This window comes from Bradyrhizobium sp. CCGUVB14 (genome assembly GCF_024199935.1).
GTDB lineage: Bacteria > Pseudomonadota > Alphaproteobacteria > Rhizobiales > Xanthobacteraceae > Bradyrhizobium.
This window is the reverse complement of record NZ_JANADS010000001.1, coordinates 5,670,504-5,697,398: the sequence shown is the minus strand read 5'-3', so window position 1 is coordinate 5,697,398 and position 26,895 is coordinate 5,670,504. Positions and strand designations below refer to the sequence as shown.

Here is a 26,895-nt window from a genome sequence, read left to right as displayed (position 1 = left end):
GTTCAGGATCTGACGCATGCGAGTTTCCAAGGAGAAGGCGGCTGAAAACCGCGACCGAATTCTCAAGGCGGCGTCGCGCCTTATGCGCGAGCGCGGCATATCCGGTGTCGGCGTTGATGCGCTGGCTGAAGCGGCCGGGATGACCCACGGCAGCCTCTACAGCCAGTTCGGCTCCAAGGAGCGGCTTGTCGAGGAAGCGGTCGCCGATGCGATTGTCACCAAGGGCATGGAGCTGCGCGAGGAGTGGAGTCTTGGCGACTACGGTTCTGAATATCTGTCGGCCACGCATCGCGACGAACCCGGGACCGGATGTCCGTTTGCGGCTCTGTGCTGCGAGATGCCGCGCCAAGGCCACGGGGCGCGAGAGCGTTTCACTGCTGGAGTGAGGGGAATGGCCGGTTGGCTCGGCGAGCGGCTGGGTGGCGGCATCAAGCGACGCCAGCGCGACGAGGAGGCGCTTGCCACTCTTGCTTCGCTGGTCGGGGCGCTCGTGCTTGCTCGCGCCGTGAGCGATCCCAAGCTATCTGACGATATCCTTCGCTCGACCAGAAAAAGGCTTGAGAGCTGATCTCGTGCGTGGCGATGTGAATGGCCCGACGGACGATCTACGCCAGCCCACCATCCACTCGGAAACACTGGCAAGTGATGCGCCGGCTCGCGTCGGAGGCGAGGTACAGCGCCATGTCCGCGATGTCTTCGGGCGTTACCGCATCGGGAATGGCCTGGCGCGTGCGCATCTCGGTGATGACCTTCTCGTCCGGATACCACAGCCTCCGCTGCCGCTCGGTGATCACCATGCCCGGCGCAATCGCGTTGACGCGGATGCGGTCGGCGCCGAACTTGCGGCCGAGTGAATTGGTGAAGCCGACGATGGCCGCCTTGGCCGCGGCGTAGACCGGCAGCCCCGGCGCGCCGCGCATCCAGGCGACCGACGACATGTTGATGATCGAGCCGCCGCCGCGCGCCTGCATCTGCGGCACCACAGCTTGCGCAGCGAAGAAGACGTGCTTGAAATTGACCCCGATCGTCCAGTCGAACTCGGCCGGCGTCACATCAGCCAGCACCTGGCGCTGATCGTTCGCGGCATTGTTGAGGAGGACTGCGGCATCGCCAAGCGACCCCTGCACCTTCGCCAGCGCGGCGCGCAGGGCGTCGATATCCAGGAGATCGCAGGGCACGAACAGCGGTGCCGTGCCGGAGGTCTTCGCCACCTCCTGCGCGAGGGCTTCGCCCGCCTGCGTGTCGAGGTCGAGGAAGGCGACGCGCGCGCCCTGAGCGGCGAACGCGCGCGTAAAGGCGGCACCGATGCCGCTGGCGCCTCCGGTGATCACCACCACGCGATCGGCGAGGTCGGCATAGGTCGTCTGGGTCATTCGATCAGTCGCTCCGTCTCAGGGTCGAACAGGCAAATGCGGCGGGTATCGAGGGCGAAAGAGGCGGTCCCGCCCGGCGTCGGGCGGATGTCCGGCGAGATGCGCGCCTGCGCGGGCTCGCCGCCAAGCCGCAGCAGGACAATGGTCTCCGCGCCGGTGGGCTCGACCAGCTCGACAGGCGCGGTGACGATGACCGGCGCGCCCGTGGCGCCAGAGAACACGCGATCGCCCTCGGCGATGCATTCCGGCCGGATTCCAATCACCACCTCGCGGCCGACATAGGAGGTCGCTGCGTCGTAGTCCTGGAGACGGAGACGGACCTCGTCCGGCCGGCCTGCGCCGATCACCGCCACAGGACCGCTGCTGTCTGCCTCGAGCCGGGCCGGCATCGTGTTCATCGGCGGCGAGCCCATGAAGCGGGCGACGAACAGATTGGCCGGATACCGGTACACCGTGTCGGGGTCGGCGAATTGCTGCACCACGCCGCGATGCATCACGGCGATGCGCGTTGCCATGGTCATCGCCTCGATCTGGTCGTGGGTGACGTAGATGATGGTGGCGCCGATGCGTTGGTGCAGCCGCTTGATCTCCATGCGCATCTCGACGCGCAGCTTGGCATCGAGGTTGGAGAGCGGCTCGTCGAACAGGAACAGCAGGGGATCGCGCACCAGCGCGCGACCCATCGCCACGCGCTGGCGCTGGCCGCCGGACAGTTGCGACGGTTTGCGGCCGAGCAGCGGCTCGATCTGAAGCAGCCTGGCCACGTTCGCCAGGGCCTTCTCCTGCTCCGCCTTGGCGACGTGCCGGCACTCCATGCCGAAAGTGATGTTCTGGCGCACCGTCATCGACGGATAGAGCGCGTAGGACTGGAACACCATGGCGATGTCGCGGTCTTTGGGCGGGACGTCGTTGACGACGCGTCCGCCGATCTCGATCGTGCCGTCACTGGCGCGATCGAGCCCGGCGATGATGTTGAGAAGCGTGGACTTGCCACAGCCGGACGGCCCGACCAACACAGTGAACTCACCGCTCTCGATGTCGAGGTTGATGCCTTGCAGCACCTCCAGATTGGCGTAGCGCTTCGACAGGGCGCGAATGCTCAGTGCTGCCATGACCCATCCATCATTTCACGGCCCCGGCAGTGAGACCGCGTACGAAATACCTGCCGCCGAGGAGGTAGACCAACAAAGTGGGGAGCGCTGCGATGATCACCGCCGCGCTCTGCACGCCGTGCTTCGGGATATCCGCGACCGCGGCCGACAGTGCGATCAGCGCCGCCGTGACAGGCTGCTGCTGGCCGGTCGTGAATGTCACGCCGTAGAGGAACTCGTTCCAGATATGGGTGAACTGCCAGATCACGGTGACGATCAGGATCGGAGGCGAGAGCGGCAGAATGATGCGCCAGAAGATCCGAAAGAAACCGGCGCCATCGATCCGCGCGGCCCGGATCAATTCATGCGGAATGGCGACGTAATAGTTTCGGCAGAACAGCACGGTGAAGGAGAGCCCCTGGATCGTGTGGATCAGCACGAGGCCCGTCAGCGAGTTGATGAGGCCGATGTCGCGTAGCACGATGGTCCAGGGGAGCAGGCGCATCTGCTGCGGCAGGAAGAGGCCGAGCGTGACGATACCGTAGATCCAGTTGTCGCCGCGAAAGCGCCAGAGCGACACCGCGTAACCGGCGACAGCGCCGAGCAGGGTGGAGAGGATTGTCGCGGGGATCGTGACGAGCGCGGAGTTCAGCATATACGGCCGTATGCCGTTGCAGGTCTCGGCGACGCAGAAGCCGCTCCAGGCGATGGCGTAATTGCTCCAGGCCAGATGTTGCGGCCAACCGATCATCGAGCCCTGCGCGATCTCCTCGTTGGTGCGCAGCGAGTTGAGGATGACGACAACCAGCGGCGCGAGCCAGGCGGCCGCGAGCAACGACACCACGAGATAGATCAGAGCGCGGCCCGGCGCGAAGCTTTGGTCACGCATGAGTGGACTGCCGTCGTTGGACATAACGCCATGCCGCGTAAGGCAACAGCACCGCGAGAAGGATGAGCAACATCAGAACCGCCGCCGCGGCGCCGCGGCCTAGCTGGCTGCGCTGGAACATCAGATCGTAGACGACGAGTGCCGGCAGCTGGGTCGCAATTCCCGGGCCGCCGTTGGTCAATGCGCGGACCAGGTCGAAAGCCGAGATCGCAAATTGCAGCTGGATCACGATCACGGTGACGGTGATCGGCCAGAGCGTCGGCAGGATGACGCGCCAATAAGTTCGGATCGGCCCCGCGCCGTCGATCTGCGCGGCCCTGATGATGTCGGCATCGACGGAGCGAAGGCCGGCCAGGAAGAGAGCCATGGCGAAGCCGGAGGATTGCCAGACCGCCGCGATGACGATGGTCCAGATCGCCATGTCGCGGTTGACCAGCCAATCGAAATGGAAGGCGGTCCAGCCGAGGTCATGGACGAGCTTTTCGATCCCGATGCCGGGATTGAGGAGCCAGCTCCAGACCGTGCCAGTGACGACGAACGAGACCGCCAGCGGGTAGAGGAAAATGGACCGCAGCACGTTCTCGGCGCGAATACGCTGATCGAGCAGGATCGCAAGCAGGAGGCCGGTGAACAGGCTGAGCACCACGAAGGCGATGCCGAACAGCAGCAGATTGTCGAAGGCAACCTGCCAGTTTCGTGACGCCAGGACTGCGGTGTAGTTGCGCAGGCCCACCCAGCCGGAGACCGGAATGAGGGTGGATGGCGTGAACGAGATCCAGATCGTCCAGATCGAAAACGATATGAGGTGCGCTGCTGATAACAGCAGCGGCACCCAGATCATCAGAAATTCGGGCAGCCGGCGCACCATCTCAGAGGTCGCCGACCGGCCCGGTTGCACTGCTTTCGAGACGGCGTTGGTCAACGCGCGCTCTCGACGGCCTCGGCGAGGCGGGACACGCCTTCTTCCGGCTTGATCGTCTTGTTCTTCACATATTCGGTGATGACGTCGATCATCGCGGCGGTGAGGCCGTTTTCCTGCGCCATGTTGTGCGCAACGCTCAGGACGGCCTGATTGCTGGCAACAGCGTCTTTCAGGGCTGCCGCGGTACGCCGTTGACCCTCCGACCAGCCTTCACCGGACAGATCGACATCGGTGCGCACCGGGATCGATCCCGTGATCTGCGAGTACATGGTCTGGATCGCCGGATCCATCACGAGCTGCGCCATCAGCATCTGGCCGGCCTGCAGATCGGCCTCCTTGCGCTGCCAGAAAATGAAGGCATCGGCATTCAACAGGAACACCGGCTTGCTGTTGTCGCTGGGGCCGGGGGTGATGATGAAGTCGTCGAGCTTGAAGCCGGCGTTTTTCAACACGCCTTGCGCCCAGCCGCCCATGATCAACATGCCCATGTCGCCGTCGATGAAACGCTTCGCATTGGTGGCAAAGGGTTGGGCGCCGATATTGGGGTCACACCACTCGGAGATCTTGCGTGTCTGTGCGAAGGCAGCCTTGATCTCGGGGCCTTCCAGCGCCTTCTTGTCGAGATTCATGATCGCGGCGCGGTATGCCGTCGGGCTGATGCCGGCGAACGATGCCTCGAACTTTTGCCCGTCATCGGGACGGGTGCCGCCGTTGGCGATGGGATAGGCCATTCCGGCCGACTTCATCTTCTCGGCAAGCGCATTGAAGTCAGCCCAGGTGACGGGGACCTTGTCCGCCTTGGCTTTGTCCATTCCGCGCTTGGAGAGGAACAGCATGTTGGTGGCGTAGATCTGCAACGGCAGGGCAATCCACTTGCCGCCTGGCTTGTGCAATTTGGCGAGGTCCGGCGCGACGACCTTCTCGTAGCCGGCAGCGGCGACCACGGCGTCGAGGTCAACGGTCGGAGCGATCTTCGACCACGCCGCAATCTCCGGCCCCTTGAGTTGCGAACAGGCCGGCGGATCGCCGGCGATGATCTGCGCGCGCAGCTTGTTCATCATTTCGGTGGTGAAGCCGGGCACGGGCGAGTGCTGCCAGACGCCGCCTTTCTCCTCGAACTTCTTGCCGAGCGCGGTGATCGCAGCGCCGTCGCTGCCTGCGGACCATTGCGAGATTGCGGTCAGGCGCGGCTTGACCGCGCCTTGTGCGCGAGCAAAGGCCGGCAGCGCGAGCGCGGCAGCAGATCCAGCGAGCAGACGACGCCTTGTTGTTGTGATCGGCATGGCAAGTTCCTCCCGGTTTGAAGTTCTTTGCGCTGTTTTGCGCTGTTCTTGACGCTTTCTTGGCGTGCGTGAGCCGCACGCGGCTTAGGTCATGTCAGGCGGCCTCCGTCGATGCGGCCGGCATGCCGCCGCTCCTCGCCAGGCAGAGCGCGGCGAAGGCCAATGCAGCCTGTGGATCATTGCCGGTCGACGGCGGAACGAAAGCGAGCGACACCTGCGCCAGTTTCCGGCCGCCGAGCAAGCAGGCATCGATCCCCTCAATCACGGCTCTTCGCTCCTCCTCGGCGAGCAGCGATGGCCAACCGCTGACGACAACGCCGCGGCATGGCTTGACGTTCAAAGTATTGCCGATGGCGAGGCCAAGCCTGAACAGGCGCTGGCGCAGTTCCTGCCGCACCCGCGACGTGAGGGGGATCGTGGTCACCCATTCACTGCCGAGCCGGACCAATTCCGCTTCGGTGACGCGCAGAAGTGCGGCCAGCGCCGGCAGCGACGTATAGGCTTCGACGCAGCCGTGATGTCCGCAGCGGCAGCGTGGGCCGTCAGCGCCGAAGACCATGTGGCCGAGCTCGACCGGATCGAGCGCGTCGTCCTCGATCGGATCATCCAGCCAGGCGCCGGCGACGCCCTGGCCGACGAAGACGAACAGATGCGCATCGCTGAACGGATAGTTTTCCGTGCGGCAACGATGAAACGTGGCATGCGCCACCACCGAATTGGTGAAGGTGACCGGCACGCCCGCGAACAATTCGCCGAACATGTCGCCGATACGTCCGACGTCGCACGGAATGATCGGATTGCCAAACTCGCTGAGCCGACCGAGGCCCGGAACGGTGACGCCGACCTGTGCGAGCCTGATGCGGCGCCGGCGCGTCCAGTCGCGCAGCAATGCCAGCGCTTCGTGAAACACGCGGCCGACGGATTCGACGGTCGGCTTCTTCGGCAGCGGCACACGCTCGGTGTAATGCAATTCGCCCGACAGGCCGCCAACGCCGATGCTGAGCCACTGGCCGGTCAGTTCGAGCCCCCCGATAGCCACCGTGCGGTCGAGCGACACCAGTCCCGTCGGGCCGCCGACATACGGGGCAGGGCGCCGCACTTCCTCGATCAGGCCTTCGGCTTTCAGGTCGAACAGGATGCGCGACAGGCTCGCTTCGGACAGGCGCACGGCTTTTGCCAGCGGCGGCCGGAACGAGCCGCCGGACTGGAGCAGATGGGTCAAAATGGCAGCGCGCGTCTGCCGCCGACTTCTCGGCTGCTCCGGCATTTCCATCCCTGTCGTCATTCTTACTTAGTGTAAGAATTTGCGCGCGGAGTGTTTCCGCTGTCAAGCGCTCGTCGGTGTGATGCGTGGACTTGTTGTTGTGCGGGGCAACAAGATCAGGATGCGGGCTTGGGCCGCGTGCCTTCCGACCATTCCGGCAATTCGTCCTTCGGGTCGTACCAGTTGGACGAATCCGATCGCCAGATGTGGACTTCGGGCCGTTCCGCAATCGGGGTGTCCAGGCAGCCCATCCGTAGCAGCACCGTGTCTCGGCCTTCGCGCGAGGCCACGATGTGCGAGCCGCAACGCGAACAGAAATAGCGAGTCTTGCCGGGTGAGGATTCGAAGCCGCGCAGCAACCCCTCGCCGTTCGTCCAGCGAAAACGATCGCGCGGAACGTTGGTGACGGTGGAGAAGGCCGAGCCGTGCGTCTTGCGGCAGGTCCGGCAATGGCAGTGGACGATGGAGCCCGGGGCCGCGTCGACTTCGTAGGCAACGCCTCCGCAAAGGCAGCTTCCGTTGAGCATCGGCATTCTCCAAATTTGTCGGGCGGGCACGTTGCGCTGCTCACCCTACAATATCTCGGGCGAAACGAGAGCGGGCGTCATCGCTGCAAGAGGGGAGCGGCAAGATCACGCATGCGCAACTCGTCTAGCCCTTCGGCTCTTTTGTTCCGCCCGGAACTTCCTAACTGCTGTTGGCCTGAAACAGAGGAGTCAGCAGGTTTATGTTAAGGAATGTTAAGCTCGCGTCCGTTGCTCTTGTCATGATTGCGGGTGCCGCCACCGGCGCGCAGGCCAAGAGCCAGAATTGTCCTGTCGCGAACGAGGGACAGATCGAGGCGCTGTTTGCGACGTTCAATGGCGCATGGGCGACAAAGGATCCTGCCAAGGTCACCGCCCTTTTCACGAAGCATCCTGTCTTGCTCGCGACCGTCTCGAACACGCCGAGGACGACGCGGGACGAGGTCAACGACTACTTCGTGAAGTTTCTCAAGAGCAGCCCGGTCGGCCGCATCGATACGTCCACGGTCGAGATCGATTGCCGCACGGCAAGCCGCGTCGGGACGTGGACCGTGTCGCTGACGGACCCGGCCAGCGGGAGCAAGTCGGACGTCAAGGCGCGCTACTCGTTCATCTATCGCTATGAAGACGGTGCGTGGAAGATCGACCATCTCCATTCGTCCATGATGCCCGAGAAGTAGTCCGCAAACAAAAACGGCGCCATCGTGGGATGGCGCCGTTCCGTTGGACATTTCTGTCCGACTTACTTGCGATCCTTGATCGCGACGTAGTCGCGGCGGGTGACGCCGGTGTAGAGCTGGCGCGGACGGCCGATCTTCTGCTGCGGATCCTCGATCATCTCGCTCCACTGGCTGATCCAGCCGACGGTGCGGGCGACTGCGAACAGCACGGTGAACATCGAGACCGGGAAGCCCATCGCCTTCAGCGTGATGCCCGAATAGAAGTCGACGTTCGGGTACAGCTTGCGGTCGATGAAGTACGGGTCGCTGAGCGCGATCTTCTCGAGCTCGAGCGCCACCTTCAGCATCGGATCGTCGCCATGGCCGGTCTCCTTGAGAACGGCGTGACACATCTTCTGCATGATCTTGGCGCGCGGATCGTAGTTCTTGTAGACGCGGTGACCGAAGCCCATCAGGCGGACTTCCGAGTTCTTGTCCTTCACCTTGGCGATGAACTCGGGGATCTTGTCGACAGTGCCGATCTCGGCAAGCATCGCCAGCGCCGCTTCGTTGGCGCCGCCATGCGCCGGGCCCCAGAGGCAGGCGATGCCGGCGGCGATACAGGCGAACGGGTTGGCGCCGGAGGAGCCGGCGATACGCACCGTCGAGGTCGAGGCGTTCTGCTCGTGGTCGGCGTGCAGGATGAAGATCTTGTCCAGCGCGTCAGCGAGCACCGGGTTGATCTTGTACTCCTCGCACGGCACGGCGAAGCACATGTTGAGGAAGTTCTCGGCGAAGGAGAGCGAGTTCTTCGGATACACGAAGGGCTGGCCGACCGTGTACTTGTAGGCCATCGCCGCCAGCGTCGGGATCTTCGCGATCATGCGCATGGAGGCGATCATGCGCTGCTTCGGATCGTTGATATCCGTCGAGTCGTGATAGAACGCGGCAAGCGCGCCGACCGAAGCGACCATGACGGCCATCGGATGGGCGTCGCGGCGGAAGCCCTGGAAGAAGCGGGCCATCTGCTCGTGCACCATCGTGTGATGGATCACGCGGTCGTCGAAATCCTTCTTCTGCGCGGCGGTCGGCAGGTTCCCGTAGAGCAGCAGATAGCAGGTCTCGAGGAAGTCGCCGTTCTCGGCGAGCTGCTCGATCGGGTAGCCGCGGTATTCCAGCACGCCCGCGTCACCGTCGATATAGGTGATCTTGGACTGGCAGCTCGCGGTCGAGGTGAAGCCGGGATCGTAGGTGAACAGGCCGGACTGGCCGTACAGCTTGCCGATATCGATGACATCAGGTCCGACGCTGCCGCTGTGAATCGGAAGATCGTAGTTCTTGTTTCCGACCGTCAGCGTGGCGGTCTTGTTGGTTTCTTTTGCGTCCATCAGAGGTCCCCGATGTATGGTGAAACGGGCCGGAGCCGGAGGCCCCCAAGGGAGAAGATGGGGCAGGCCGGATGTTCCAGAAGGTACGGTCAGATGGGTATATTATTGCTGTGTGCGCTGCAAGATCATGGCAGCCATGGTCTGCCCATGGCCTACTTACGTCTTAGTCTAGTCCTTGGACTGATCCTGAAGCCGGGCGAGGCTTTCCTCGCGCCCCAGCACGTCCAAAACCTCAAATATGCCAGGCGACGTGGTCCGACCGGTCAGCGCCGCGCGCAAGGGCTGGGCGACCGCGCCGAGCTTGAGACTATTTTCCTCCGCAAAAGCGCGTAGCGCCGCCTCCGTGGTGGCGCCGCTCCAGGTCTCGACATTCTCCAGCGCGGAATGAAGCTGGCCGATCAGCTTGCGGTTCTCGGGCGTCAGCAGGGCCGCCGCCTTCGGATCGAGCTGCAGCGGGCGGTCGGCGAAGATGAAATAGGCGCCGTCGATCAGTTCGATCAGCGTCTTGGCGCGCTCCTTCAGGGCCGGCATGGCCTTGAGCAGCTGGCCGCGCGTGGTGTCGTTTAACTTCGCCTTAATCTCGTCGCGGGCGGGCACGACGTGGTCGAGCACGTCCTCGAACAGCTTCACGAGTGATTGATCGTCGGCGTGGCGGATGTAATGGCCGTTGAGGTTCTCCAGCTTGGCGAAGTCGAAGCGGGCGGCGGCGCGGCCGACATTGGCGAGATCGAACGCGGCGATCATCTCCTCGGTCGAGAAGATCTCCTGGTCGCCATGGCTCCAGCCGAGGCGGACGAGATAGTTGCGGAGCGCGGCCGGGAGGTAGCCCATGGCGCGATAGGCGTCGACGCCGAGCGCGCCGTGGCGCTTGGACAGTTTTGAGCCGTCCGGACCGTGGATCAGGGGGATGTGGGACATGTTCGGCAGCGCCCAGCCCATCGCATCGTAGATCTGCTTCTGGCGGGCGGCGTTGATCAGATGGTCGTCGCCACGGATGACGTGGGTGACGCCCATATCGTGGTCATCCACGACCACAGCGAGCATGTAGGTCGGATTGCCATCGCCGCGCAGCAGGACGAGGTCGTCGAGGTTCTCGTTCTGCCAGACCACGCGACCCTGGACCTGGTCCTCGATCACGGTCTCGCCGGTCTGCGGCGCGCGCAGGCGGATGGTCGGCTTGACGTCGGAGGGGGCGGTCGCCGGATCGCGATCGCGCCATAGGCCGTCATAGAGGCGGGTTCGGCCCTCCGCGCGCGCCTTCTCGCGCATCGCGGTGAGCTCCTCGGCGGTGGCGTAGCAGCGGTAGGCCTTGCCGTCGGCCAGCAGCTGCTCGGCGACCTCGCGGTGACGGGCGGCGCGGCTAAACTGGTAGATGACGTCACCATCCCAGCCGAGCTCCAGCCATTTCAGCCCGTCCAGAATCGCTCCGATCGCAGCCTCGGTGGAGCGCTCCCGGTCGGTGTCCTCGATCCGGAGCAGCATCTTGCCGCCGTGCTTCTTCGCAAAGAGCCAGTTGAACAGCGCCGTGCGGCCCCCCCCGATATGGAGGAAGCCGGTCGGCGAGGGAGCGAAGCGGGTGACGACGGAATCGGTCATTCTTGGCAGGGCCTATGCATTGGAGGCGGTGGTATATAACAGGACCGGAGCATAACTAAAGCCCGGCAGCGACCGCTCAAGGGCTCGCTTAACCCCTTGGCTCAGCCAAGCGAATTTGGCAGAAGAGCCGCTGATTTCCCTACAGGATTTTCGTAATGACAGAACCGGTGGCGACTGAGGTTGGGCGCGATTTCATTCGTGACATCATCCAGGCCGACCTCGATCAGGCCAAGTACAAGGAGATCGTCACCCGGTTCCCGCCGGAGCCGAACGGCTACCTGCACATTGGCCACGCCAAGTCGATTGCACTGAATTTCGGCATCGCCCAGGAGTTTCCGGGCCGCTGCCATCTGCGCTTCGACGACACCAATCCGGTCAAGGAAGAGCAGGAATATATCGACTCCATTCAGGCCGACGTGCGTTGGCTCGGCTACGACTGGGGCAAGAACCTGTTCTACGCCTCGGACTATTTCGATCGCCTGTACGAATGGGCGGAGAAGTTGATCCATGACGGGCTCGCCTATGTCGACGACCAGTCCCAGGAGGACATCCGCCTCTCGCGCGGCACGCTGACCGAGCCGGGCAAGAACTCGCCGTTCCGCGACCGGAGCGTCGACGAGAATCTCGACCTGTTCCGGCGCATGAAGGCCGGCGAATTCCCGAACGGTGCGCGCGTGCTGCGGGCCAAGATCGACATGTCCGCGGGCAACATCAACCTGCGTGATCCCGTGCTGTACCGGATCCTGCATGCGCACCATCCGCGCACCGGCACCACGTGGAGCATCTATCCGAGCTACGACTATGCCCACGGCCAGTCGGATGCGATCGAGGGCATCACGCATTCGATCTGCACGCTGGAGTTCGAGGACCACCGGCCGCTCTATGACTGGTTCATCGAGAAGCTGCCGGTGCCGTCCAAGCCGCACCAGTACGAAATGGCGCGGCTCAACATCACCTACACGCTGCTGTCCAAGCGCGTGCTGACCCAGCTCGTCCGCGACGGCCACGTCGCCGGCTGGGATGATCCACGCATGCCGACCATGGCGGGCATGCGCCGCCGCGGCGTGCCGCCGGCCGCCCTGCGCGAATTCATCAAGCGCATCGGCGTCGCCAAGGCCAACAGCGTGGTCGATGTCGGCATGCTGGAGTTCTGCATCCGCGAGGAGCTGAACCGCACCTCGCAGCGGCGCATGGGCGTGCTGCGGCCGCTCAAGGTGGTGATCGAGAACTATCCGGAAGGGCAGAGCGAGGAGCTCGAGGCCATCAATCACCCGGACGATCCGTCGGCGGGGACGCGGAAGATCACGTTCGGTCGTGAGCTCTATATCGAGCAGGACGACTTCATGGAGAAGCCGCCGAAGAAGTTCTTCCGCCTGTCGCCCTGCAACGAGGTGCGGCTGCGCTACGCCTATTTCATCAAGTGCACCGGCGTGATCAAGAATGACAAGGGTGAAGTGGTGGAGCTGCGCTGCACCTACGATCCCGCCACCAAGGGCGGCAACGCGCCCGACGGTCGCAAGGTCAAGGCGACCATGCACTGGCTGCCGGCGGCGACGTCCGTGCCTGCGGAGATCCGCATCTACAACCAGCTGTTCGCCAATCCGAGCCCGGATGCCTCGAACTTCGCGGCCGATCTCAACCCGCAGTCGCTGGAGATCCTGGCCGACGCGCGGATCGAGGCATCGGTTGCCGAGAGCAATTCCACCGAGCCGATGCAGTTCGAGCGCCAGGGCTATTTCGTGCGCGACAAGGACTCGACGCCCGGCAAGCCGGTGTTTTCACGCACCATCGGCCTGCGCGACACCTTCGCGAAGGAAGTCGCCAAAGGCTGAAGCGACAAGGGCTGGGGGGACGACAAATGACCAGTGAGGCCGACACCATCGTTTCCGCCATCATCGCGAAATGGTGTGCCGGCTTCGCGGCTCTCGATGCGGCTGCGCTGTCATCGCTGTACTCCAGCAACGCGTTCTTCTTCGGCTCCAACCCAACACTCTATCGGGGCAGGGACGGCGTCGCCGACTATTTCAACGGCCTGCCGCGCTGGCGCAAGCCGAGCGCGGCTTTTTCCGAGGTTCTGGCGTCATATGCTGGGCCGGACCTGATCAACATGGGGGCAACCATCACGTTTGACCTCGCCGGCGAGCGGGCCGATCTCGTCGTCAAGATGAGCTGGGTCATCATCCCTGAGGATGGCGACTGGAAGATCGTCAATCACCATGCTTCGGCCAAGGCGCCGCTGATCTGACAGGCGCATTGCCACACGGCATCGTCATTCCTGCGAAGCAACGAACGTGCTCCCGGTGCGTTGTGTGGGTCCAAACAAGGATCCCAGCATGCAGAACATCGCAGAGCATATGGAAGTCATTGGTGCCGACGGCGTCCATGTCGGCACGGTCGACAAGGTCGAAGGCAACCGCATCAAGCTGACCAAGAAGGACAGCGGCGAGGGCAGCCACAAGGGCCATCACCATTTCATCGACAAGGGTCTGGTCGCCGGTGTCGAGGGCAACAAGGTCCGGCTCTCGGCCAAGGCGGATGTCGCCGTGACGATGGAAGAGGAAAAGTAGGGCTGCGGCCCTTTCGTTCCTGATTTGTGCCGCTATTCGCGCGACTGCACGTTCCGGTAGCCTCTGCGCCTGTCGCGTATCGCAGGGGTTGCCAAGGAATGGCGGAGCCGGGCCGGCCACAGCGTGCCTCGCAGGGTATTGCCGGGGCCCCGATTGCCGGGACTTGGCCGACGACCGGCCGGACCGCGTCGGCCGGCGGCTTTGCGCCGACAGGCTTTGGCGTTTGGCCTGCGGCAGTCGGGCGGCTGCGCGAATGGGCAAAGGCCGAAGCCGGCGCCGGGCGACTGTTTCCCTGGGTGCCCATCGCCTTCGGCTGCGGCATCGCGCTCTACTTCGCCGCCGATCATGAGCCGGTGCTGTGGATCGGTGTCACGACGGCGGTGGCGCTTGCGCTCGGTGCCGTCCTGTTGCGGCGAAGCCGGTGGTTTGCGCCCGCGATCATGATCGCGGCGGTCGCGGCCGGCTTTGCGATGGCGACGTGGAAGACGGCGCGCATCGCGCACACGGTGCTCGCAAGGCCGCTTTATTCGGTGTCGCTGTCAGGCTTCGTCGAGACCCGCGACATCCGCGAACGGACCGACCGTTTCGTGCTGCGCGTCACCGCGATGGAGGCGCAGCGCAGCGACGTGAAGCTCGATCGCGTCCGTCTCTCCGTGCGCAAGGGGACGGCCCCCGATGTCGGCAGCTTCGTGCAGCTGAAGGCGCGGCTGATGCCGCCGCTGTCGCCATTGCGGCCGGGCAGCTACGATTTCTCGCGCGACATGTTCTTCCAGGGCATCGGCGCCTCCGGTTTCGTGATGGGAGCGATCGCGTCCGTGACGCCGCCCGATGCCGGCGGCCTGCGGTTGCGCTATGCGGCGGTCATGCAAGGCCTGCGCGATGCGATCGATGCGCGCATCCGCGCCACGCTCGATGGCGACAACCGCGCGATCGCGACTGCGCTTTTGACCGGGCGCCGCGATGCGATCACCACGCCCGTCAACGACGCGATGTTCATCTCCGGCCTCGGCCATGTTCTGTCGATCTCCGGCTACCACATGGCCGTGGTCGCGGGCGTCGTCTTCTTCGCGGTTCGCGCGCTGCTGGCGCTGATCCCCGGGCTGGCGGTGGGCTTCCCCATCAAGAAATGGTCGGCGGCCGCGGCGCTGGTCGCATCCGCGTTCTATCTGCTGCTCTCGGGCGCGGAGGTCGCGACCCAAAGGTCGTTCTTCATGACCGCCGTGGTGCTGATCGCTGTCATGGTCGATCGCCGCGCCATCACGTTCCGCACGCTGGCGGTGGCAGCACTGATCGTGCTTGCGGTCGCGCCTGAGGCGCTGGTGCATCCAAGCTTCCAGAGCGTGGACGTTTCAGCGGTTTAGTATCCGAAAACGCCGGAAAAGTCGTAGAATATCAATCGGTTGGACTGGGCGGCGAGGCGCTCGCCGCAGAACAAAAACCGATCAAGAACCGGCATAAATCCGAAATTGGTGGCGAAGAGTCCCGGAAAAAGTCCCGGACGTTCGCCGGCTGTCCCTGTCGAGACGACGGGAGGGTTCCGCGCATGAGCGACCCGATCGCGCTCAACGCCTCATGGCGCATCGTCGTCGTGCCGCCCAGCGCCAAGCTGCGGAGCAGGGCGTGGTCGCTGCAACACCTGGCCCCGGACGGCACCTGGCAGGGCAAGGGACTTGTCCGGACCTCCGAAGCGCTGCGCGGGCTCGTAAAAGCGCACGCCGGGCCTGTCGACCCGCTGGCGGCTGCGATCATTGAGGCGCTACCCGCGAGAAGCGACATCCCCCCGCGGGGGTCGTCCCCAGCGCCGCGCCGACGGGAGCCAGGGAAATGAGCGAACCCGTGGTCGCGCAGTTGGGCGAGCGATGGCGCGTGGTGTGCGACGCCTCGCAGTGGATCCTGCAGGGCCTCCACGAGGACGGCGAGTGGCATGCGAGCGCACACTGTCGCTCGCGGGCGGCGCTCGGGCGGTGCATAGAGCTGCACGTGACTGGCCCCGTGAGTATGTCGGAGCTCGCGCTCGTGGTTGATCTGCCCGACCGGCCCGGCACGGTCGATCCGGTGGTCGCGACCTCGACCCGTAGTCCCGTCAAGCCGCCGGGCAGGCCCGTGGTGAAGCCTGCTCCGCCACCGCGCCCACCACGGCCTCCCCGGTTTCTGCCTAGCGGCGCGCGGCTAGACGAGAGCGACGACGCCTTTCCCGTCCTCGCGACGATTAGCGACGGCTGGCGGATCATCGCGTCACGCGACGGAACATGGGTTTTGCAGCGCCAGCGAGGCGCGCATCGATCTGCGGACGATTGGCGATCGCGCGCTCGTTGCCGGATGCGCCATGCGTTGCTGAATTGCATTCGGCTTTACGTGACGGGCGACGTCGATCCGGCGGCGCTCGCAATCGTGGCCGAGTTGCCTGGGCACATTGATTGGGGCGACCCAAAACCGCCGCGCGCCGATCCTCATCCACGACCGTCGACGTAAAAGGAAACCGGGGCACACAATGGCCGCACCAACCTATCAATTCGCGAACAACGCCAACACGATCTTGGCCGCCCCGATCAATACGGTTGCGACCTCATTGCAGGTTTCTGCTGGCACTGGCGCGATATTTCCGACGCCGACTGCAAATCAGCCGTTCCTTCTGACGCTGATTGACGCAGCAACGCAGACGGTGAACGAGATCGTGCTCGTGACACAGCGCGCAGTCGACGTCCTAACCATCGTCCGCGGGCAGGAAGGAACGATCGCCAAGTCATGGTTGGGTGGCGACATCTGCGCAAATCTCGTCACGGCCGGCACCTTCCAGAATATGGAGCAGATTCCACAAGCTCAGGCAGCAGCCCACAATTGGGCACAGGACACGGGCGGCGTGAACAGCTATGTGGCCGCCTACTCTCCGACGATCACGCAGCGAATCCAGGGCATGACCCTGCGCATGAAGATCGCGAACAGCAACACCGGGCCTAGCACGCTCGATATCGGCGCCGGTCCTTCGCCTTGGGTCAATCCGGACGGAAGCGATCTTGGCGCTGGCGCGCTCATCGCCGGTGGATGGGCGGAGTTCGTCGACAACGTCACGAACTACCAGCTCATCAGTTCATCTCAGCAGGCTCAATCGTCGGCTGGCGCGGCGACTACAGGTGATTTCAAATGGAGGCCGACTTCTGAGACCGTTGCCGGCTGGGTGGTAGCCAACGCAACCACGATCGGCAATGCAGCATCGAATGCGACGCAGCTCGCCAGCGCCGTCGCTGCCAATCTGTTTGCGTGGCATTGGAATAACTTTCCAAACACGCAATGCCCCGTGTTCACGAGTGCTGGCGTTCCGACGACACGCGGCGCCAACGCGGCTGCGGACTTTGCGGCGAACAAGCAAATTCAGGTCTACGATAAGCGCGGTCACGGTGTGATCGGCGTCGACACCATGGGCGGATCACCGACCAATCGCCTCGCTGGCGTGCCGGTCGCCATCGGCAGCTCGACAACGCCGGGTTCGGTACTGGGTGAAAACGTGCATACGCTCACAGCGGGCGAAGCGCCGACCATCACATCGAACGGAGTAAATTTCATCTCCGTAACGACGACCCGCAGCGATATCGGGCTCGGCAATTCCCCGAACACAACCGGTGGAGGTGCGTTCGGATTTAATACCCCAGCCGGCTTCGGCGCGGTCACTTCGACCGGTAGCGCCGCGATCGCGGTGACATCGAACAATACCGGCGGTGGCGCTCACAACACCGTTGATCTGTGCGACACCGGCTATTGGTGGATTAAGCTCTAAACATAGGGAATGAAGATGACCCATAAAGTTCTCAAATCGCAAATCGCGCTGATGACATTCACGCCCGAGGAGCAGAAGCGCGGCATCATGGATTTCTCTTCGGCGGTCGATAACTATGCGACCGAGCTTTTGCACTGGCTCGATCGCGAAGCGAAGATTGCCGCGCAAGCGCCGCTTCCGCCGAAGCCTATTCCGGGCGATTTCAAAACACCCGAAGAGTTCGCGGAAGCCTGGCGCGGCTGGAAGGCCAAGCAACTTAAGCATATTCACCCGGTGCGGAGGCCGGTCGCGCATCCGGATGTCGCCGCCGCTGTGAACAATGATGGCCACGTCGACTTCGAGGTGGTCAACGATGATCCGACCGCAGAACAAGTTTTGCGCGGAAAGAAGAACGAATTGCTCGGCCAGATTCATCGCGCTGAATTGGAGGCGATAGATAGGGCTTTGCCTCCGCTCGGCAAGCGGCGGCATGCCAATCTTCACGAAAGCGATATCCATGCTGCCGACAACGCGGTGCGCCAGGCCCTCGCCGATGAAGCGGTAGCTAAAAAGAGCGAGCTGGATGCGTCCGATGTCGAGAAGGCCGTCTTGGCGCGGCGCCCGAAGCACCACACGCAGCATCTCGCCGATCAGGAATCGCGGCGCGCGAAGGTCGACGCCATCGTAAGAGCGGCTGCGCAGGTCATGAGCGACGTTGAGGATCTGACGGCCGACAACATCGGCAGCTTCAAGATTCCAGCCTTCGGGAATTGAGAGGGGGCACGCGCGACGTCGACATGATCGTGTCAGCGGAGACTTACAAACTCGCGCCATTCTGTGTGAGGTCAAAGGGTAACCAGGCCGTGCTGGACTCTCGTTTCGAGAGACCGCAGAAGAGGGAGCACTAAACGAAAACACCGCCGGCTGTGAACCGGCGGTGCTTCGTGAAACCAAGGAACGGTGACAGCCGCTCCACGCAGCTGAATCATTGCATCACCCGCGATGAAAAGGCAAGCGCTCTGTCTCCGTTCCTCGCCAACAACGAGGATCGAATGAGCTATCAAGCGACCGATTGGGCAAAGCGCCAGCGAGTTAGCGGAAATCTGAAGGCGCTTCTATTCGCGCTTGCCACCTATACCAAGAAAGAAACTGGCAAATCTTGGCACCCGCAAGCGACGCTGGCAGACGACGTCGGCGTCTCTACCCGCACCATCCGTCGTCTGTTGGTTCAGCTGCGCGAGTTGGGTTTGATCCATACCGAACCGACGAAGCGCGCGTGGGATGGCGGCAACGGCAATCTGATGATCACCTTGTTGATGGAGCTGCCAGACACTCCGGAAATTTCCATCGTCCCGAAACCGCCGGCAACTCAGGATGAGACCGCCCCTTTGAACGTTGCGCGGCCGCATCCTGCGGACGACGTTGGCCGCGCCCCCCGGACAGTATTGGCCGCACAAGAACCTTCATCGGAACCATCATTAGAACCAGAAAGTAACATTCGTAACTCAGCTAACGCTGAGGACGCGAGCGATGTTGATCGTGGGGAGCATGCTGGCGAGACAAGCACGACCACCGGAGAGCCTCTTCCTTCGTCGAGTAGTCGCAGTCCGGCTATTTACGCACAGAGCGAGGTGGAAGCTGCCATCGCGTGGCGCGAGCTGGAGCGGATGGAAGGGTGGAGCGGCACCTGGGAAGATGACCCGCTGATACATTGGCACGATCTGCTTCGCAAGGGATACGCGGCCGAGGATATCCTCGACGCCGCCGCGGCCTTTCTGCGCGAGACACCGTGGCTCACCCCATCGCTTGGCGACTGGCTGGGGGACTTCGAGAGTTATCAGGAATCCGAAGACGAAGCCGGGCAAAGCATGCGCGCAGCGCAAGCCACGCAACGCGTGACCAACCACCACCACATGCAGGGAGTCTAACCGATGCGAATGAAGATCACATCCGACGCCACGTTCTTCACCGAAGAGCTACGCTTGCGCGATCCTGACGCCTTCGTGCTCTTGGAGTTATGCCACTTCGATCACGGCGAGAGCGTGTTCGAGTTGCGGGGGGACGAAATGCGCCGCGACATGCCCGCCGGAAGCTGGTCGGACGAACGCTTTTACGGTGCGCTGTCTCGGCTCATTGCAAAGGGCTGTATGGTTGCGGTTAGGGAGACAATCAAATGATGAAGCCGGCAGCGCCGATGCAGGATTCGGCTTGGAAAGGAGAGTAGAAGGCCATGCGCTATTACCGAATCGAAATAGACGGGGGCAAGACCGTCTTCACCAGCTACCTCAACGGCCAGAACATCCGCGGCGCGCTGCAAGTCGAACTGGATATCCCGATTGCCGCCTTCCACAGCCCGGGCAACGCTGGCGCCTTCGTCAAGGTGTGGGGCATCCCGTTATCGATGATCAGCCAGGCGAAGGACCTCAACTTTAAAACGATAAAGGTCTACGGGGGATTCAAGCCGGGGCTTCCACTCGCGTCACTGGCCGCAAAGCAGGCCGGCCTGCTCGTGCAGGGCTACATCAGTCAATCGTTTGGAAATTGGCAAGGCACAGACATGTCGCTCGACCTGATCATCTCGCCAGGTGTACCGCCGGCAGAGGGCGGGCCGGCTATCCAACCGAAGAATATTTCGCTTAACTGGAAGAAAGGGCAGAACGCCTCGGATGCGATCAAGGCAGCTCTAACCACGGGCTACCCGGGGATGACGGTCAAAGTGAACCTCAATGGCAATCTGGTCGCACCGGAGGATTCACCCGGCATCTATGGGGGCGTGAAGGCGTTCGCCGAATATTTGTTTGGCGCGAGCAAGTCGATCATCAACAGGCCGGACTATCAGGGCGTCCAGATCAGCATGGACGGCAACACTATCAACGTCACCGATCAGCCCAACACCAAGGTGAAGGATATCGCGTTCGTCGACCTGATCGGGCAGCCGACGTGGATCGAGCCGTTTACGATAGCTTTCAAGTGCGCCATGCGTGCGGATATCACGCTCTCAGATCCCGTGAGGATGCCAAAGACATTGATCAAAAACACTGCGCAAGCCCAGAGCTCGCTGATCAATCAGAGCGCGGCGCAGCAGGGCACTTTCCTCATCACGTCGGTCCATCATTACGGCAACTTCCGCCAGCACGACGCCTATAGCTGGGTCACGGAGTTCAACGCGATCGCGACGAATGTGCAGGGGACCACGTAGTGAGCGTCGTCATGAAGATTGCAGCACCGGGGCGACGACGGTCCGCCGAGCTGTTGGGCAACTTTTAGTTAAGAAAGGCATGTCCATCATGGTGGCGAGCAAACAGTGCAGGCGAGCCGCAGTCAGATGATCAAGACGCCAGAACAACTCCGCAGCGAATTAGTTGACGCACTGGAGAGCTTCGACGATGCGGAGCAAGAGGGCAAAGTGCTCAGCCGCCACGCCATCGCGACACTTTGCGCGCGGCGGACGGAGACCCTCAACGCCATAAGGGCGGCGGAATTTCGCTAACCCGCTTCAGCGCCGCGTATTACGGCACGCCATAGGCTAATGGGCGCTATTTGGTGTTGCTGGCACAGGGGAACGCTTCTTTTAGCGCCGCCAATGCAAGAAGCCTAAAAGGCCGCTCGCGCGTTTCGGGGTGATCTTCAATGTATTTGGTCACTATGCCGACCTCCTGGGCAACGGTGACGTCAGGTGGGCTGCAGATGGTTTTCATGTCGGCCGCGTAGTGGAGGCCGTAGATCGTCCCTGAGCACCATCCAGTCTCGAAAGCCTCAAGCTGCGTTAAGGTCTTTGTTAGGTTGGGCTTGCAGCCGTGTCGGAGATAATAGCTTCCGCTCGTTGTGTCCTCATTGGCCAGTGTGGGTCTCATTGTCAGAAGCCCGATGGCCATAACAACAACGGTGATGATCTTCCGCATGCCTGGCTCTCCGCTCGGTGACGATCGAAACTCCAGCCTAATCTGAGCGGCGGCGTCGCCGCAACCTAAGAAGCGCCACGACGCATTGGATGTTGTCGACGGTCTGTTTCATTGCGCGCTTCCGGAAAAGCGCCAGCGCCGCGTTGCTGGCATCTGCGGCCGGCGAGTCCATCCGTCGCTCGGCTGCGGTCAGAACTTCGCCCACCCCTTGGGTCAGAGGCCAAGGGGTGGGCGATCACAGGTGCGACCATCGGAGATCCATCGCGCTATCACCATGCCGTATGACGCGCGGAAAAGCAAACCGCGCGGCGCATCGCTTGTTACCCCGCAAACCCTATCCACAAAGGGGTTTTGAGAAACTCGCGCCTGGCTGTACGGTGCATCCACACAGGATGCCGCCCTACAACCAACTCAAACGAAAATGGAGATACCAAAATGGACGCTGAACAACTTAAGGCGCTGATGGACGCCGTGGACGCGATGCGCACCGACATCACCGCGTCGATCAGCGCAGTAAATGCGAAATGCGATGCACTCGCTGAGGACGTTAAGGCGAGCAGGAAAGCCGACGAGGCCGGCGAGCGCGATCGCGGCGTCGACGGCACGATGGCCGAGCGCGTCGCAGCCGACAGCGTTGGCCGCAGCGAATTCGCCGCGTTGGCGTCGAGCGTTGCCGGCATGCAGCGGAAGCAGACGCGCCCGATGGCCGACTTGAATGCGTTCGCCGACGTCCAGGCGAAGGCCGATGCCGTGATGCGGGCGTTGGGCAGCGCGGCAGAGCCGCCGATGGCCGGTGAGGATCTAGTTGCTTACAAGATCCGCACGACCCGCAAGATGCAGTCTCACTCTCCTCGCTGGAAGGGCGTCGAGCTGCAGATCATCGCGGCGGATCATGTCGCGCTCGATAACGTAATCAATGAGATCCGCAGCGACGCCATGGCGGCGTCGATGAGCACGGAAGGCATGCGCGAATTCGAGCACCGCAAGATTACCAAGACAATGCCGGGCGGCCACACCGTCTATGAGTTCGTCGGCAACGGCACGATCTTTAAGCAGCTTTCGCGCCCGGTCCGGCACGTCGCCTATATCGGCACGCGCACGGGGACTGTGCAGTAACGAAACGCTCGACTGCACCTGGCCATCGGCGACGGCTCTCGCCGGTGGCCTCGCGATTGAGGCGCGCCTTACCCGCTTGGATGCGGGAGAGCTTTAACCGCAGGGACCTTTGAAAAAATATCAAACATGCGCGGCGGTAAGCGGCCCGGTGCCGGACGACGAAAGAACCAGCCCAATCGGGCGAGCGCGGCGCGGGAGCGGGAAGCGCAGGCGACCGGACTAACGCCGGCCGACGTGATGTTAGGCGTGATGCGAGAGTTTTGGAAACTGGCGAACAGCAGCACGAACGCTCGAAAGCGTGTTGACCATCTCCGATCGGCCGCCGCCATCGCACGCGACGCCGCGCCATATTTTCACGCGCGAATCGCTACCACAACAGTGCCGGACGACAGGACGCCACATCCGAGCGGCGGCACGCGTGAAGTCGTGTGTCGTATCGAGATCACCGGCGGGCTGCCGCGCGGCTCAACGCCCGAGAAGCCTGAGGGCGACGATTATTCCGACGTGCCGCCCGAGGAGGAGCCGTGGTCAGGCCGGGCAGGGAGGACACCCCAATGACCAGTGAAGCTGGACCAATGATAGAGGCCGCCAACTGAGGCGGCCAATATCAGCGGCCCGCAGCGTTCCGTAAGCACGCTACGGGCCTAGCCGGAGCGAGGCAAAGGGAAGCCACCTCGCTTGGGCTGTCATCAGCCTACGCTTAAATTTTCAATCCGAAATTGTAACTTAGGACATGCCCCGGGTAGGCGCCCCAGGAGGCGGCCTTAATCGTCCCAAATTAGCTGGCTGCACGACTTACAGCGGTAAACGTAGGCCGTTGTTCCTTTGCTGAGATTCGGGAGCGTAAGGTACAGGCGAGGAACGCCGTCGCATGCAGGACAGTGGCTTGGCGGCTCACGGGGCAGCCGAGGCCCTTTGGGAGTGTCCATGGCGCATCCCTTCCAAGAAGGCGGGAGCGCGATCGGTCTCTCAGCCACCGACGCCTACGGGCAGAGCCTTGGCCGGTGATGTAAGGACAATAGGCTGGCTGTCAGATGGTTGCTAGAAATTACTCCGGCGGCTTTAGCCCGGGGGATCTCAGCCACTCGCTCATGTGCGAGCCAGTCTCAGCTTGGCGCGCCCTGCGCAGGGCTGCATCGCGTACAGGTCCATGGGGTAGGAGTTCAGCTTCTTCGCGAAGTCGTCGGGCTTCTTCGGCAAGGCGCTCTTCAAGGGATACGGTTTGCTTAAATCGTCGGCGCTTCTGCATGACGCTACCTCGGGTCCTAACCGTGGGGGTTCGAAGTTCCGATTCCTAATATGCCGGTGAGACCTCGTCGGTTCCGAAGTGAACATTCAAATCGAGCCACTCCCAAAATCAAAACCGGCCACTGCGCTCGGAAACAGGCCAGCGCCTCCATCGGACCACTTTTGTTCCGCTAGGTCCGGATACCTTGATCCATGTCATGGGGTATGCCTTTGGAGCCGCTGGGACAAATTAGGACACAGCCGAATTCAGCTTAGGACACCGGGGCTTAAATACGGACAGTACCAAGCTACGCATGAGAACGTAGTGGCAACCCAGAACGCTTCGCGAACCGCGGGGCAGAACCCGACATAGACAGCCCGCCTATGCCCGACGCCAACACGCGAGTGACCAGTCTGCTCACTCCAGCATCGAAGCAACAGCCGAGGCCGAGTAGGGATTGCCACCCGGCCGCGGGCTGCCCCTGCCGTTGCCCTTGATCGAGACGTGGCCGGCCTCCGCAAGGGCCGCGGAAATCTGGCGCAGCGATAGCCGGGGACGCTGCTCCCGCAGCTTGCGTGCCATTGCAACTGCCTCAGGGGCCGTCTCAGCGAGACTTTTCCGCCCCTCTACCTTGTGGCCCGCTTCGCGCTTGCGTTCACGGGCAGCCCTGAGTTTCGCCACCAGCCGGGCCTTCTCGTATTGGTGAAAGGCGCCTGCGATCTGGCGCATCATGGTCCGCGACGGGTCGGTGTTGTCGGTCAGGTCATCGCCGTTGGCCGTGAGCACGCGCACGCCGCGCGCCATCAGCGCAATAATGCCGAGTTCCTGCGTCAGCAGTTCGCGAGCGAAGCGGGAAGCATCCTCGACGATGACGGTTCGGACGCCGTTGCCCTCGATCTTGTCGAGCAGCGCCGCGAAGCCCTTGCGGGTCTCGATTGGGTCGGCACCTTTCACGGCGACGTCGGTGAACTCGCCGACCAGGACGCAGCCGGCCCGCTTGGCAAAGCCCTCGATCGCGGCGCGCTGTCGCTTGTCGCTGTCTTTGTCGGCGCCGACGTTGGCAGCGGAGCTGGTACGGATGTAGGCGACCGCTTCGACCAGTTTTGCTTTGCGCGCCATGGGTTTGCCCGTGATTTGTACAAATATCCTGAGATTTTTGTACAGCCACGTGCTTAAAACGTCAATTTCGAGGACCCGTCGATATAGGTTGCCCCACGCGAGGTCGATCAGTCAGGCTCTCGGAGGTTGTCCGTCGGTGCAAAAGGCACCCCAGCTATTGTCCTTGATTTTAAAGCCGGCTTGCCGAATTATGACTTTTTTCAGAGAGCAAAGATGTTCGACGAGGCAAAGGCAGCGGGCGAAGCCGATAAGATCGCAACGGCCCTCGACGCAGATATCCTATTTTATAACGGTGAAATTACGTTCGCGAACAGCAACCGAGTGATCGATTTGGTCTGCGGCCGGCGTCGACGTAAGAATATTCTCCTCATTCTCATCACACCTGGCGGTGACCCGGATGCCGCGTTCAAGATCGGCAGGGCCGCGCAAGCTCAATACGACAACGTTTCGCTTTACGTGCCGGGTTGGTGCAAATCCGCTGGCACGCTAATCGCGCTTGCAGCGAGCCATATTTACGTCGGCGACCGCGGCGAACTCGGCCCGATGGACATTCAGATTGCCAAGGCCGACGAGATCCTTGAAATGGGGTCGGGCCTCACGGTGGGGTCCGCGCTCACGTCACTCCAGACGACCGCGTCAAAAATGTTCCTTAACTTCTTGCTAACCATACGGCAGGACACTGGTGGCTCGATCACGACTCGCACGGCGGCTGAGCTTGCGTCTTCGATGGTGGTCAAATTGCTCGACCCGATCTATCGGCAGATCGACCCGATGAAGATCGGCGAAAATAGTCGCGCGATGAGCATCACAAAAAACTACGGACTGCGCCTGAATATGCGGTCACGAACGCTTAAGGATACCCAGAGCTTGGAGTTTTTGGTCAGCGGCTACCCTGATCATGGCTTTGTGATCGATCGCACTGAAGCAAGGCTTCTGTTCAACCAGGTTTTGGAACCTACGTCTGAGATGGTAGGTTTGTCTGAGGTCTTGGGCAAGGACGGTGTGATGCCCTTACCGAAGGCAGAGAACCGCGTCCCACGAATACAATTCTTGTCAACCGAGCTGGCACCTGCCAGAACAAAACCGAGCAAACCCAGTAGGAGCGCCGCCAATGATCTTCAGCGAACCGCTTCCGCGAAGCCGGCCCGAAAACCAGCAAAGAAATCGGCAGTTGGCCGAAAACTTAACGGACATTCTGGAGAGCGCTCTGCGCGACCAGCTTCTGGTGCCTCCTGACGTCTCCCTCCCGCCCAGCGTCTCTCGCGAATCGGTAGGGATGGCCCGACCGCATCGTCGGCGCCGCACGACTTAATTGACCTGACATTTCGCTAGTCTGGCCGCGGTGCTTATTGCCCGCGGCCTTTTTGCGTTTCTCTCGGCAAACGCGCTGCGGGGAGATTACGCACGATTGCGCAACCGATCCGCTTCCTGGCCGCGGCAGTCGCAAAGCTGCTGAAGCCGGCCATCCTAACGCGTTTTTGTGACTTGAGGACGGCCCCGGCCATTGGGGGCTTATAGGGGCGTGGCAATCAGCTCTGTTCGCTTCCGCGCCTTAGCAATACGGTTCCCGTCTGGGAACGGAGGAGCCGCAATGTAAGACATCCAGACTCGGTTTAAAAATCTCCGAACGGATGCAGCCGAGTGCGCCCTCATCCGCGAGTTGGCGACCCTAAGAAGCGAGAATTATTCAGCCGGCTGGCGGATCACTTGAGTGTGCTCGCCACCGAGGTCGAGCGGGCGATTCCGGAGAGTGTGAACAGCAAATAGACAGGCGGGGCGCATGACGCCCCTTTCGTATCCGTCACGCGGACCACCTGTCAGGCTACGTTCCGAAGGCCGCGCGACCATCTCACGGGAAGCCATGGGCCGGAGCGTCTTCTATCCCGGCCTGTTCGGCAACCCGTGGAATTTCACGGGTTGACAGGCCGAGCGAGCGCCCCGAACCGCCGCTCCACAGCTTGCCAAAACCGCTCCCAATCCTCCTCGGTCATCGGGCTGACGTCGCCGTACCAGTTGCGCTCTTTCTTCATTGCCGTCTCCAATAGAATCGCCCGCCTAGCTTGCGACCGGAATTGTGGGTTTCCAACTCACGTTTATCGGTCGGGATGAGACGTCCTGCGCGCGGCGGGCGCGTCTTGCTCCCGGTCTCCGTGGCAACTTGTGGATTTGGCGCGCAACTATCCGTTGCAACTGGACCGAATCAACCATTGATAAGAGGGATTG

27 protein-coding genes and 1 pseudogene are annotated in these 26,895 nt (G+C 62.5%); 16 read left to right on the top strand and 12 right to left on the bottom strand.

The window, feature by feature from the left end:
• The first annotated feature begins 16 nt into the window (after window positions 1-16).
• Window positions 17-568, top strand: coding sequence for a TetR/AcrR family transcriptional regulator (locus NLM32_RS26595; RefSeq protein ID WP_254131800.1), 552 nt, complete (start codon window positions 17-19; stop codon window positions 566-568).
• A gap of 37 nt (window positions 569-605) precedes the next feature.
• On the opposite strand, the gene NLM32_RS26590 is transcribed toward NLM32_RS26595, so the two are convergent.
• The 7 genes from NLM32_RS26590 to NLM32_RS26560 form a co-directional block, all read right to left on the bottom strand.
• On the bottom strand, window positions 606-1,373 hold the full coding sequence (locus NLM32_RS26590; protein ID WP_254131799.1) for an SDR family NAD(P)-dependent oxidoreductase: 768 nt from the start codon (window positions 1,371-1,373) through the stop codon (window positions 606-608).
• Window positions 1,370-2,485: an ABC transporter ATP-binding protein gene (locus NLM32_RS26585; RefSeq protein WP_254131798.1), complete on the bottom strand. Its 1,116-nt coding sequence runs from the start codon at window positions 2,483-2,485 to the stop codon at window positions 1,370-1,372. The genes NLM32_RS26590 and NLM32_RS26585 overlap by 4 nt, the downstream gene beginning before the upstream one ends.
• 10 nt (window positions 2,486-2,495) lie before the next feature.
• Entirely contained in the window at window positions 2,496-3,353 is an 858-nt protein-coding gene (locus NLM32_RS26580) for a carbohydrate ABC transporter permease (RefSeq protein ID WP_254131797.1), read from the bottom strand.
• Window positions 3,346-4,275 carry a carbohydrate ABC transporter permease gene (locus NLM32_RS26575; RefSeq protein WP_254131796.1) on the bottom strand — a complete coding sequence of 310 codons (930 nt, stop codon included), beginning with the start codon at window positions 4,273-4,275 and terminating at the stop codon, window positions 3,346-3,348. Before NLM32_RS26575 ends, NLM32_RS26580 begins: the two co-directional genes overlap by 8 nt.
• A complete protein-coding gene (locus tag NLM32_RS26570; RefSeq protein WP_254131795.1) occupies window positions 4,272-5,558 on the bottom strand; it encodes an ABC transporter substrate-binding protein in 1,287 nt (428 codons plus the stop codon). The genes NLM32_RS26575 and NLM32_RS26570 overlap by 4 nt, the downstream gene beginning before the upstream one ends.
• Window positions 5,559-5,652: 94 nt before the next feature.
• Entirely contained in the window at window positions 5,653-6,831 is a 1,179-nt protein-coding gene (locus NLM32_RS26565; protein ID WP_254135426.1) for an ROK family transcriptional regulator, read from the bottom strand.
• Window positions 6,832-6,938: 107 nt separating this feature from the next.
• Window positions 6,939-7,349, bottom strand: a complete 411-nt coding sequence (locus tag NLM32_RS26560) for a GFA family protein (protein ID WP_254131794.1) — start codon at window positions 7,347-7,349, stop codon at window positions 6,939-6,941.
• Window positions 7,350-7,549: 200 nt separating this feature from the next.
• Between NLM32_RS26560 and NLM32_RS26555 the strand changes: the two genes are divergently transcribed.
• A complete protein-coding gene (locus tag NLM32_RS26555) occupies window positions 7,550-8,026 on the top strand; it encodes an SgcJ/EcaC family oxidoreductase (RefSeq protein WP_254131793.1) in 477 nt (158 codons plus the stop codon).
• A gap of 62 nt (window positions 8,027-8,088) precedes the next feature.
• Here the strand turns inward: NLM32_RS26555 and gltA are convergent, their stop codons facing one another.
• Both gltA and gltX read right to left on the bottom strand, forming a co-directional pair.
• Entirely contained in the window at window positions 8,089-9,393 is a 1,305-nt protein-coding gene (gene gltA, locus NLM32_RS26550; RefSeq protein ID WP_254131792.1) for a citrate synthase, read from the bottom strand.
• Between the two features lie 168 nt (window positions 9,394-9,561).
• Window positions 9,562-10,989, bottom strand: a complete 1,428-nt coding sequence (gene gltX / locus NLM32_RS26545; RefSeq protein WP_254131791.1) for a glutamate--tRNA ligase — start codon at window positions 10,987-10,989, stop codon at window positions 9,562-9,564.
• A 155-nt stretch (window positions 10,990-11,144) separates the two neighbouring features.
• Here gltX and NLM32_RS26540 point away from each other — a divergent pair, with 155 nt between their 5' ends.
• The 11 genes and pseudogenes from NLM32_RS26540 (at window position 11,145) to NLM32_RS26490 (ending at window position 20,797) form a co-directional block, all read left to right on the top strand.
• Window positions 11,145-12,821 (top strand): glutamine--tRNA ligase/YqeY domain fusion protein, encoded by a 1,677-nt coding sequence (locus tag NLM32_RS26540; RefSeq protein WP_254131790.1) that lies wholly within the window; start codon window positions 11,145-11,147, stop codon window positions 12,819-12,821.
• A 26-nt stretch (window positions 12,822-12,847) separates the two neighbouring features.
• Entirely contained in the window at window positions 12,848-13,234 is a 387-nt protein-coding gene (locus NLM32_RS26535; RefSeq protein ID WP_254131789.1) for a nuclear transport factor 2 family protein, read from the top strand.
• 88 nt (window positions 13,235-13,322) lie between these two features.
• Complete coding sequence (locus NLM32_RS26530) at window positions 13,323-13,556, top strand: DUF2171 domain-containing protein (RefSeq protein ID WP_015685840.1); 234 nt, start codon at window positions 13,323-13,325, stop codon at window positions 13,554-13,556.
• Window positions 13,557-13,654: 98 nt separating this feature from the next.
• Window positions 13,655-14,893: pseudogene (locus NLM32_RS26525) on the top strand (ComEC/Rec2 family competence protein); the annotation flags it as partial.
• A gap of 487 nt (window positions 14,894-15,380) precedes the next feature.
• Window positions 15,381-16,028, top strand: a complete 648-nt coding sequence (locus tag NLM32_RS26520) for a hypothetical protein (RefSeq protein ID WP_254131788.1) — start codon at window positions 15,381-15,383, stop codon at window positions 16,026-16,028.
• A gap of 19 nt (window positions 16,029-16,047) precedes the next feature.
• Window positions 16,048-17,328, top strand: a complete 1,281-nt coding sequence (locus NLM32_RS26515; RefSeq protein WP_254131787.1) for a hypothetical protein — start codon at window positions 16,048-16,050, stop codon at window positions 17,326-17,328.
• A 15-nt stretch (window positions 17,329-17,343) separates the two neighbouring features.
• Entirely contained in the window at window positions 17,344-18,081 is a 738-nt protein-coding gene (locus NLM32_RS26510; RefSeq protein ID WP_254131786.1) for a hypothetical protein, read from the top strand.
• A 278-nt stretch (window positions 18,082-18,359) separates the two neighbouring features.
• Window positions 18,360-19,235, top strand: coding sequence for a helix-turn-helix domain-containing protein (locus tag NLM32_RS26505; protein ID WP_254131785.1), 876 nt, complete (start codon window positions 18,360-18,362; stop codon window positions 19,233-19,235).
• A 3-nt stretch (window positions 19,236-19,238) separates the two neighbouring features.
• Window positions 19,239-19,484 carry a hypothetical protein gene (locus NLM32_RS26500; protein WP_254131784.1) on the top strand — a complete coding sequence of 82 codons (246 nt, stop codon included), beginning with the start codon at window positions 19,239-19,241 and terminating at the stop codon, window positions 19,482-19,484.
• 53 nt (window positions 19,485-19,537) lie between these two features.
• Window positions 19,538-20,506 (top strand): hypothetical protein, encoded by a 969-nt coding sequence (locus NLM32_RS26495; RefSeq protein WP_254131783.1) that lies wholly within the window; start codon window positions 19,538-19,540, stop codon window positions 20,504-20,506.
• A gap of 126 nt (window positions 20,507-20,632) precedes the next feature.
• Window positions 20,633-20,797: a hypothetical protein gene (locus NLM32_RS26490; RefSeq protein ID WP_254131782.1), complete on the top strand. Its 165-nt coding sequence runs from the start codon at window positions 20,633-20,635 to the stop codon at window positions 20,795-20,797.
• Window positions 20,798-20,843: 46 nt separating this feature from the next.
• Here NLM32_RS26490 and NLM32_RS26485 read toward each other — a convergent pair whose 3' ends face one another.
• The gene (locus NLM32_RS26485; protein WP_254131781.1) at window positions 20,844-21,209 is read right to left on the bottom strand and encodes a Rap1a/Tai family immunity protein; all 366 of its coding nucleotides are present in this window, start codon (window positions 21,207-21,209) and stop codon (window positions 20,844-20,846) included.
• 480 nt (window positions 21,210-21,689) lie between these two features.
• Here NLM32_RS26485 and NLM32_RS26480 point away from each other — a divergent pair, with 480 nt between their 5' ends.
• Entirely contained in the window at window positions 21,690-22,325 is a 636-nt protein-coding gene (locus NLM32_RS26480; RefSeq protein ID WP_254131780.1) for a hypothetical protein, read from the top strand.
• 126 nt (window positions 22,326-22,451) lie between these two features.
• Window positions 22,452-22,883, top strand: coding sequence for a hypothetical protein (locus NLM32_RS26475; RefSeq protein ID WP_254131779.1), 432 nt, complete (start codon window positions 22,452-22,454; stop codon window positions 22,881-22,883).
• Between the two features lie 490 nt (window positions 22,884-23,373).
• Here the strand turns inward: NLM32_RS26475 and NLM32_RS26470 are convergent, their stop codons facing one another.
• Together NLM32_RS26470 and NLM32_RS26465 are read right to left on the bottom strand one after the other, a co-directional pair.
• A complete protein-coding gene (locus NLM32_RS26470) occupies window positions 23,374-23,574 on the bottom strand; it encodes a hypothetical protein (RefSeq protein ID WP_254131778.1) in 201 nt (66 codons plus the stop codon).
• A gap of 396 nt (window positions 23,575-23,970) precedes the next feature.
• Window positions 23,971-24,672, bottom strand: a complete 702-nt coding sequence (locus tag NLM32_RS26465) for a recombinase family protein (protein WP_254131777.1) — start codon at window positions 24,670-24,672, stop codon at window positions 23,971-23,973.
• 126 nt (window positions 24,673-24,798) lie between these two features.
• Here NLM32_RS26465 and NLM32_RS26460 point away from each other — a divergent pair, with 126 nt between their 5' ends.
• On the top strand, window positions 24,799-25,908 hold the full coding sequence (locus NLM32_RS26460) for an ATP-dependent Clp protease proteolytic subunit (RefSeq protein WP_254131776.1): 1,110 nt from the start codon (window positions 24,799-24,801) through the stop codon (window positions 25,906-25,908).
• The last annotated feature ends 987 nt before the right edge of the window (window positions 25,909-26,895 follow it).

Coding starts and splice junctions, on each gene's coding strand:
- NLM32_RS26480 (WP_254131780.1), top strand. CDS start 21,690: ATGCGCACCGACATCACCGCGTCGATCAGCGCAGTAAATGCGAAATGC.
- NLM32_RS26495 (WP_254131783.1), top strand. CDS start 19,538: ATGCGCTATTACCGAATCGAAATAGACGGGGGCAAGACCGTCTTCACC.
- NLM32_RS26540 (WP_254131790.1), top strand. CDS start 11,145: ATGACAGAACCGGTGGCGACTGAGGTTGGGCGCGATTTCATTCGTGAC.
- NLM32_RS26535 (WP_254131789.1), top strand. CDS start 12,848: ATGACCAGTGAGGCCGACACCATCGTTTCCGCCATCATCGCGAAATGG.
- NLM32_RS26520 (WP_254131788.1), top strand. CDS start 15,381: ATGAGCGAACCCGTGGTCGCGCAGTTGGGCGAGCGATGGCGCGTGGTG.
- NLM32_RS26490 (WP_254131782.1), top strand. CDS start 20,633: ATGATCAAGACGCCAGAACAACTCCGCAGCGAATTAGTTGACGCACTG.
- NLM32_RS26590 (WP_254131799.1), bottom strand. CDS start 1,373: ATGACCCAGACGACCTATGCCGACCTCGCCGATCGCGTGGTGGTGATC.
- NLM32_RS26505 (WP_254131785.1), top strand. CDS start 18,360: ATGAGCTATCAAGCGACCGATTGGGCAAAGCGCCAGCGAGTTAGCGGA.
- NLM32_RS26470 (WP_254131778.1), bottom strand. CDS start 23,574: ATGCAGAAGCGCCGACGATTTAAGCAAACCGTATCCCTTGAAGAGCGC.
- NLM32_RS26570 (WP_254131795.1), bottom strand. CDS start 5,558: ATGCCGATCACAACAACAAGGCGTCGTCTGCTCGCTGGATCTGCTGCC.
- NLM32_RS26515 (WP_254131787.1), top strand. CDS start 16,048: ATGGCCGCACCAACCTATCAATTCGCGAACAACGCCAACACGATCTTG.
- NLM32_RS26510 (WP_254131786.1), top strand. CDS start 17,344: ATGACCCATAAAGTTCTCAAATCGCAAATCGCGCTGATGACATTCACG.
- NLM32_RS26595 (WP_254131800.1), top strand. CDS start 17: ATGCGAGTTTCCAAGGAGAAGGCGGCTGAAAACCGCGACCGAATTCTC.
- NLM32_RS26500 (WP_254131784.1), top strand. CDS start 19,239: ATGCGAATGAAGATCACATCCGACGCCACGTTCTTCACCGAAGAGCTA.
- NLM32_RS26530 (WP_015685840.1), top strand. CDS start 13,323: ATGCAGAACATCGCAGAGCATATGGAAGTCATTGGTGCCGACGGCGTC.
- NLM32_RS26580 (WP_254131797.1), bottom strand. CDS start 3,353: ATGCGTGACCAAAGCTTCGCGCCGGGCCGCGCTCTGATCTATCTCGTG.
- NLM32_RS26485 (WP_254131781.1), bottom strand. CDS start 21,209: ATGCGGAAGATCATCACCGTTGTTGTTATGGCCATCGGGCTTCTGACA.
- NLM32_RS26465 (WP_254131777.1), bottom strand. CDS start 24,672: ATGGCGCGCAAAGCAAAACTGGTCGAAGCGGTCGCCTACATCCGTACC.
- gltX (WP_254131791.1), bottom strand. CDS start 10,989: ATGACCGATTCCGTCGTCACCCGCTTCGCTCCCTCGCCGACCGGCTTC.
- NLM32_RS26585 (WP_254131798.1), bottom strand. CDS start 2,485: ATGGCAGCACTGAGCATTCGCGCCCTGTCGAAGCGCTACGCCAATCTG.
- NLM32_RS26475 (WP_254131779.1), top strand. CDS start 22,452: ATGCGCGGCGGTAAGCGGCCCGGTGCCGGACGACGAAAGAACCAGCCC.
- gltA (WP_254131792.1), bottom strand. CDS start 9,393: ATGGACGCAAAAGAAACCAACAAGACCGCCACGCTGACGGTCGGAAAC.
- NLM32_RS26560 (WP_254131794.1), bottom strand. CDS start 7,349: ATGCTCAACGGAAGCTGCCTTTGCGGAGGCGTTGCCTACGAAGTCGAC.
- NLM32_RS26565 (WP_254135426.1), bottom strand. CDS start 6,831: ATGGAAATGCCGGAGCAGCCGAGAAGTCGGCGGCAGACGCGCGCTGCC.
- NLM32_RS26555 (WP_254131793.1), top strand. CDS start 7,550: ATGTTAAGGAATGTTAAGCTCGCGTCCGTTGCTCTTGTCATGATTGCG.